Source organism: Microbacterium sp. 18062 (assembly GCF_902706225.1).
Taxonomy (GTDB): domain Bacteria; phylum Actinomycetota; class Actinomycetes; order Actinomycetales; family Microbacteriaceae; genus Microbacterium.
Genome location: NZ_CACSKB010000017.1, coordinates 67,566 through 74,362, shown reverse-complemented (window position 1 = coordinate 74,362; position 6,797 = coordinate 67,566). Strand labels below are relative to the sequence as shown.

The 6,797-nt window shown below is 71.5% G+C and carries 5 protein-coding genes; 2 read left to right on the top strand and 3 right to left on the bottom strand.

What is annotated here, in order from left to right; all coding sequences use genetic code 11:
• Nucleotides 1-175 precede the first annotated feature (175 nt).
• From GVL03_RS08495 to GVL03_RS08485, 3 genes are all read right to left on the bottom strand, one after another.
• A complete protein-coding gene (locus tag GVL03_RS08495) occupies nt 176-2,188 on the bottom strand; it encodes an amidase (RefSeq protein WP_159500556.1) in 2,013 nt (670 codons plus the stop codon).
• 147 nt (nt 2,189-2,335) lie between these two features.
• A complete protein-coding gene (locus GVL03_RS08490) occupies nt 2,336-3,088 on the bottom strand; it encodes a GntR family transcriptional regulator (RefSeq protein WP_159500555.1) in 753 nt (250 codons plus the stop codon).
• A 45-nt stretch (nt 3,089-3,133) separates the two neighbouring features.
• The gene (locus GVL03_RS08485) at nt 3,134-3,637 is read right to left on the bottom strand and encodes a PPC domain-containing DNA-binding protein (protein WP_159500554.1); all 504 of its coding nucleotides are present in this window, start codon (nt 3,635-3,637) and stop codon (nt 3,134-3,136) included.
• Nucleotides 3,638-3,818: 181 nt separating this feature from the next.
• On the opposite strand from GVL03_RS08485, the gene GVL03_RS08480 reads away from it, so the two are divergent.
• On the top strand, nt 3,819-5,111 hold the full coding sequence (locus GVL03_RS08480; protein WP_159500553.1) for an amidohydrolase family protein: 1,293 nt from the start codon (nt 3,819-3,821) through the stop codon (nt 5,109-5,111).
• A gap of 71 nt (nt 5,112-5,182) precedes the next feature.
• Nucleotides 5,183-6,793: an ABC transporter substrate-binding protein gene (locus GVL03_RS08475; protein ID WP_159500552.1), complete on the top strand. Its 1,611-nt coding sequence runs from the start codon at nt 5,183-5,185 to the stop codon at nt 6,791-6,793.
• Nucleotides 6,794-6,797 lie beyond the last annotated feature (4 nt).

Genomic DNA, 6,797 nt, shown 5'->3' with positions numbered 1-6,797 from the left:
GCCCAGTCGTCGGATCGGAGGCGGGTGGGGAGCCTCATGGGCCTCACTGCACATCATCTGTCCCACGGATCCGACGATTGGTGACCCATCCGGCGCCCACGTGCAGTCTCGCGGCCCGAGCGCGGCCCGAGCGCGGCCCGAGCGCGGCCCGAGCGCGGCCCGAGCGCGGGGCCGCTCAGCGGTCGGCGCCCGGCAGCGGCGCGAAGGTGAGCGCGGCCGCCGAGCCCCCTCGCTTCACCAGCACCATGATCTCGTCGAAGAGCCGTGCCCTCGCCCGGGACACCCGTCCCGAGTAGCATCCGGGCTCGCCGTCGACAGCGCGCAGGATGTGGCCGTCGGCCCAGACGCGGATGTCGGCCCCAGCCCCAGCCCCCGCACCGTCGGCTCCCGCGTCGACGCGCACGGTGACGACCCATGACCGGCCGGTCTGCTCGATCTGCACGGTGTGCTCCACACCGGCATCGCCGCCACCCGCATCGCCGCCACCCGCATCCGCCTCCGGCGCCGCCTCGATCTGGTTGGCGGGCAACGTCGGCGTGAGGAAGGCGGGCACTCGTCGGCTCGTCGCTCGCTCGTAGGCGTGCGCGAGATCGAGCAGCCTGTCGTCGCTGTACGCCGCGCCCGCGAAGGTCAGGCCCACCGGCATCTGGGTGTCGGCCATGCATCCCATCGGCACGGTCACCGTCGGAATGCCGAGGTGACGGATCGCCCGGTTGCCGTTCGAGTAGACGACGCCGTTCCGCGACGCGGCCTCGAGGCTCTCGGCGCGCGTGAACACGTCGGCGCGACCGACATCCCCGACCGCGGGGAACACGACGAGATCGAGCCCGAGCGATTCCATCCACTGCTCGAAGTCCTCGCGGCGTGCGCGCTCGAGACCCGTCAGCAGCTGGTCGAGTCCCGGCACGTCGTCGAGGGACTCGGGGAGGCCCTGCTTGACGAGCTCGGCGAGACGCTGCCAGTCGAACCCGCCGCGGGCGCGGGTGATCCACACCGGGATGGGCGCATCCGCGATCGGGAAGACGGTGTCGCCGTCGACGTCGGCCCAGGAGTTCAGCTCGAGGTCGCCGTTCTCGCGCAGGAAGCCGTCGAGCGCCATCGCGGTGAGCGGTCCGCCCTCGATCGCGCGCCAGGTCGGGGGAACGAGCCCGCGCGCGGCGAGACCGACGGTGCCGGGGCGGTCCTCCTCGTAGTTGGAGACCACGGGGAAGTCGACCGGCACGACCTCGGCGCCGAGCGCGCGGAGGTCGTCGGCGGCCTGGTCCCAGAGCGCCCGCACGCTCTTACGCACGAACGGCGGATCCACCGGCACGGGGTCCGCGCCGATGTACAGCCTCGGCACGCCGATGCGCAGCCCGTCGAGCCGCTCGGGGCGCGGCCGCGCGATCGGGCGGGGCAGCACGTCGAGAGGGGAGGGCAGCTCGACGGCGTTCTGCGCACGCCAGAAGTCGCCCGAGCGCTCGGGGTCGTCGACCGCGATCACCTCGAGCACCGTCAGCAGGTCGGCGACGGTGCGCGTGTGCGGCACGACCACGTCGCACGTCGGCCGCAGCGGCCAGTTTCCGCGGATGGAGATGACGCCGCGCGAGGGCGTGTAGGCGACGAGGGCGTTGTTGGATGCCGGTGCACGACCGGACGACACCGTCTCCTCGGCCATGCCGAAGGCGCACAGGCTCGCGGCGGTGGCCGTGCCCGACCCATTCGACGACCCGGACCCCCACGCCGCGGTGAGGTAGTCGGGGTTGTACGGGCTCCGCGCGTAGCCGTAGACGCCGGGCTGCATGCCGCCGGCGGCCATCGGCGGCATGTTGGTCTTGCCGAGCAGCACCGCTCCGGCCGCACGGAGCATCGCCACGGTCGCGGCATCCTCCGTCGCGACGAGATCGGCGAGCGCGGGGCTGCCGGATGCCACGGTCAGCCCCTCGACCTTGTAGCTGTCCTTGACCGTGAACGGGATGCCCTCGAGCGCGCCGACGACGCCCTCTCTGCGGCGCCGGTCGGATGCGGCGGCCTCCGCGATGCAGTCGGGGTTCAGCACGGCGATCGCATGGAGCGACAGCCCGGTGCGGTCGTAGAACGCGATGCGGTTGAGATAGGCGCACACGAGGTCGACGCTCGTGACCGCGCCCGAGTCGAGGGCGGCGGCGAGCTCCCCGATGCTCATCTCGACGATGTCGATGGTCTTCATGATCGATGCCCCTCCGGTTGAGCTGACGCCTCCATCATCGCGCCTGACCGTCGCGCCGTGGCACGGATGATCGCGGATCCGGCGTCGGGGCGAGCCGCTTGCGAGGCAAGCGTTCACCGGGAGGTGCGGCCGGGCACGCCTCGGCCCTCAGACGCCGCCCCAGGGCGGGCGGACGGTGCGGACGAGCGAGTAGGAGACGATGTCGGGGTCGTGGTACTCGATGCTGTGCATGAGGCGGCGTCCGCTGGCGCCGATGCCGACGATCTCGAACGTCATGACCGGTGTGCCGGCGGGTCGCTCGAACAGCGCGGCGAGGTCCGCGTCGAGGGCGGCGACGCCCGGCGTCGAGACCTCCCAGATCACCGGCTCGCCCCAGATGCGCGCCGCCGCGGTGAAGACGGACTCGGTCGCATCGACGGGGGTGTCGGCGTCGTCGAGAGGGAGGAGGTCGTCGGCGATCATGGCGACCGCGCCATCCGCCCGCCAGCGCTTGCGCACGACGAACGCGGGCATCTCCGCCGCCAGCTCCATGACCGCGCCGGCGTCGGCGCCGAGGGTGGTGAGCGACGACGACAGGGTCTCGACCTCGGCCTGGTAGCCGAGGCGGTCGAGCAGCTCGGCGTGCTCGAACTGCTCCTCGAGGCGCACGCTCAGCCGCAGGGCGATCGGGTCTACCGTCGTCACCGACCCCTGCCTGCGGCGCACGATGCCCTGCGCCTCGAGGCTCGACATGGCGTTGCGCAGCTGCTGTCGCGTGCAGTCGAGCCGCGCGGTGAGCTCGAGTTCGCCCGGCAGGGGCGTGCGACTCGCCGCCGCCTCGCGCACGAACCGCAGCAGCTCGTGCAGCACCCGCAGATGCGCGCGGTCTCCGAGCGGGCGGGGAAGCGGCAGGTACGTCACAGGCGGGCCGTTCTGTGGGCGGATGCGGATGGAACCATCATGCAGCTAGCGGGCGCCGTCGGATGTCGCGCGCGCCGCCTCGACGATGCCCGGGCCGGCGATGTCGAGGATGGGGATGCCGCTCGATCCCGGGTGCGCGCGTCGTCCGAGGGCCGGCGCGAGGATCTCGTCGAGGACGACCTCGACGACGTAGTGCGTCTCGGCGTGGAGCAGATGGCCGGCGACGGCCAGCCCCGAGCGGTCCTTCGCGCCGAGCGCGACGTGCACATGCACCGTGTGGTCGCCGGCCGCATCCCGGGTGATCGTGCCGGAGCCGATCCCCTCGGTGTAGCGCACCTCGACGGACTCGGGCAGCGGCGCCTCCGGGTCGACCGGCGCATGGTCGGCGGCGATGATCCGGGCGCTGCGCAGAGCCCCGCTGAAGGTCGTCACGACCGCCTGCGCGATGCCGTGGCTCCGGCACGCCTCCGCGAGCGAGGACAGCACCTCGTCGCCCGGCTCGAGCACCACCAGCACGCGGCGTCCGGTGATCGTCTCGGTCGATCGCATGGGTGTCTCCTGTTCGGTCGGCGGTCACGCTTATCGATAAGTCGGGGGCAACCCGCGTGACCGGTCGCCTCCTCAGCTTCCGTCATCCCTGATTTTCTGGGGCGATTGGAGTGTTTCCGTTCGGTAAACATTCCGCCAGATGACGGAACTTGTTGATTTGTTGCGCGTTCACGCGGGTATCGTGACGAAACCGGACAACGTCGACCCGGCGACCAGCGTCCGTCTTCCCACCACATCCCGCGAGGAGTCCATCGTGCCCGTGACCCTGCACACCCTCTCCGGCCTGACCGTCTGGGACGGAGAGAGCGACCGCGGCACGGCGACGGTGAGCTGGTCCGGCGACCGGATCACCTCCGTCGAGCCCGCCGCATCCGCCGGCGAGGCCGCATCCGCCCCATCCGAGTACAGCGTCATCCCCGGGCTCATCGACACGCACGTGCACCTCGACTCCTCCGCCGGCGCGAAGCCCGGCGACTGGATGACGTGGCCGCTCATCACGCCCGACTCCGAGCGCTCGATCCACGTCGTCGCGCACGCCCGCCGCGCCGCGGCGGCGGGCGTCACGACCCTGCGGGACCTCTCCGGCAGCGACGTGCAGCTCTCGGCGGCCCGCGCGCTCGACGCCGGCCTCATCCCCGGCCCTCGCGTGCTCGTGCACGGCGCGGTGGGCATGACCGCCGGGCACGGCGACCTGTTCGTGCCGCCGCACTACCCGCACCGCGCCCCCGTCGCCGACTCGCCCGACGAATGCCGCAAGCTCGTACGCCAGTGGGCGCGCTCGGGTGCCGACGGCATCAAGATCTTCACGAGCGGCGGCGTGCTCTCGATCGGCGACAAGGTCGGATGGCGCAACCAGACCCCGCAGGAGATCGCCGCGACCGTCGACGAGGCGCACGCGCTCGGGATGCTGGTGGCCGCCCACACGCACACCGCCGAGGGCGTCGACATCGCGCTCGAGTTCGAGGTCGACTCGATCGAGCACGGCACCGGCATCCAGGAACGGCACTGGGAGACCCTGCTCGAGCGCAACCTGCCCGTCGCCCCCACGCTCCTCATCAACGACGCGATCGCCGACCGCCGCATCCCGGTCAGCGACGACGCCGCTGAGAAGGGCCGCGCCGTCGTCACCGAACGCGACGAGAACTTCGTCGGAGCGGCGGCCGCGGGCGTCCGGTTCGTGCTCGGCACCGACGCGAACGGCATCTTCGTGCGCTTCGGCGACCAGCTGGAGGAACTGCGGCTCATGGCGCGCGCCTTCGGATGGAGCGCGGAGCGGGCCCTGCGCGCCGGTACCTCCGACGCGGCCGACGCGATCCGGCTCACCGGCAGGGTCGGTCGGCTCCAGCCCGGCCACGGAGCCGACTTCGTGGTCGTCCGCGGCAAGCCGTGGCAGGACATCGACACTCTGACCGCCGAGAACATCGTCGCGGTCGTCGCCCGCGGCGAACTGGTGTCCGGCGCCCTGCCGGCCTGATCCCCCTCCACCGGCCCGATCTTCCCCCCTCGCACCACCTGCATCCCCATCCCTGGCATGAAGGAGACACTGTGACCATCTCAATCCCCCGCAGGGCACGGCGCATCGCCGTCCCGTTGACGGCGGGCCTCGCCGTCGCGGCGCTCGCCGGCTGTACCGCGGGCTCCGCGGACCCGGCGTCGACCCCCGGCGCCGACGTCGCGCAGGACATCGTGTTCGCGCTCAAGGAGGACCCGACCTGCCTCGACCCGCAGCAGACGTCGGTGACGACCTCGCTCATCGTCGGCCGCCAGCTGACCGACTCGCTGCTCGACCAGGACCCCGACACCGGTGAGATCGTGCCGTGGCTCGCGAGCGAGTGGGAGGTGAGCGACGACCTGACGTCGTACACGTTCACCCTGCGCGACGACGTCACCTTCAGCGACGGCACGCCGCTGACCTCTGAGGTCGTGGCGGCGAACTTCGACGCGATCGTGGAGCTCGGCGCCTCGGCGTCGCTGGCGAACGGATACCTCTCCGGCTACGCGGGCACCGAGATCGTCGACGACACCGAGTTCACGGTGAACTTCTCCGCCCCCAACGTGCAGTTCCAGCAGGGCGCGACCACCATGTCGCTCGGCATCCTCTCGGCCGAGACCGTCGCCGCCTCCGCCGAGGACCGCTGCCAGTCGGTCGTCGGCACGGGACCCTTCGTCCTCGACTCCTACGTCGTCAACGACTCCGTCGAGATCGTGAAGCGCGACGGCTACGACTGGGCGTCGACGCTGCGCGGGCACGAGGGCGAGGCCTACCTCGACTCGGTCAGCTTTCCGATCATCACCGAGCCGAGCGTGCGCACCGGCGGCCTGGAATCGGGCGAGTACGACGTGATCCAGGACGTGCCCTACGTCGACGAGTCGCGTTTCAGCACCGACGAGTACCACCTCTACGCGAAGGCCAACCCGGGCGTGCCGAACTCGCTCATCGTGAACACCAGCCGTGGTGTGCTCGCCGACGAGGCCGTGCGCCAGGCCATCACCAAGGGTCTCGACCGCGATCAGATCAACGTCATCGCCGGCTCGCTCAGCGGCCAGGCGCCCACGAGCGTGCTGACCTCCTCCACCCCCGGCTACACTGACCTCGGCGACGTGCTCGCCTACGACCCGGAGGGCGCCCAGGATCTCCTCGAGGGCGACGGCTGGACGCTCGGGACCGACGGCATCTACGAGAAGGACGGCCAGCCGCTGACCGTCACCGTCACCGCGTTCTACGCCCAGGACGTGCTCGAGGCCGCCCAGATCCAGCTGCGCGAGGTCGGCATCGACCTGCAGCTGAACATGGTCGCCACGGGTGACTTCTTCGGTGCGATCGCCTCGGGCGACTACGATCTGCTCGGCGCGGGCCTGACCCGCACCGACCCGGATGCGCTGCGCACCCTGCTGTCGACGGCGTCCGCCGCGCGCTGGGGCATTGTCGACGACGCGGAGCTGGAGGGTCTGCTCCAGGAGCAGTCGCAGACGGCGGATGCGGAAGCGCGCCAGGAGATCGTCGACGAGATCCAGCAGATCGTCGCCGAGCGGGCGTACGTGATCCCGACGCTCGAGACCGTGCAGCTGCACGGCTCGCGCGTGGGCGTCGAGGGCATCACCTTCGACTCGGCCGCCCGTCTCCACCTCTACGACACCATGGTCGTCTCCGACTGATGGT